The sequence below is a fragment of the Bradyrhizobium sp. Kon58 genome (assembly GCF_055807455.1).
Window position 1 is genome coordinate 1 of record NZ_JBVVOT010000120.1, and the last position, 536, is coordinate 536.

The 536-nt window shown below is 63.4% G+C and carries 1 protein-coding gene; it reads left to right on the forward strand.

Annotated features, from left to right (window positions below; genetic code table 11):
* Positions 1-440: DJ-1/PfpI family protein (locus AC0L20_RS39730; protein ID WP_473295625.1), on the forward strand; the 440-nt coding region annotated here is incomplete at its 5' end.
* Positions 441-536: the final 96 nt, after the last annotated feature.

The window sequence follows — 536 nt, forward strand, 5'->3', positions numbered from 1 at the left end:
GTAGCCAGATGCCACCCATCCGCGTAGCCGTTCTGGCTTTCGACGGCGTAAGCCTCTTCCATCTGTCCGTCCCGGGCATGGTACTGGGCAGCGCCCAGCCAACAATTGACGCACCTCACTACAGCGTCGAGTACTGCGCAGAGTCGCCTGGCATGATTACCAGCGATCAGGGGCTGGGGCTGTCGGTCAATCACGGCCTGGAACTGATGCACACGGCTGACGTGATCATCATCCCGGCCTGGGGCGACCAGTCGGTAGTGGCATCGGCCACGCTTATCCAAACCCTGCGCCTGGCCGATGCTTCAGGCAAGCTCATCGTCGGGCTGTGCCTGGGCGCGTTCGTACTCGGGGATGCCGGCCTGCTGGACGACAAGGAGGCCACCACCCACTGGGCCGCACGCGATGAGGTCGCGCGGCGTTTTCCAAAGGTTCGCTTCTAGCCGCAGGTGCTGTACGTGAGTGCTGGCAACATCATCACATCGGCTGGCTCCGTAGCGGCCATCGACTGCTGCCTGCACTTGATCCGCCAGCGCCTG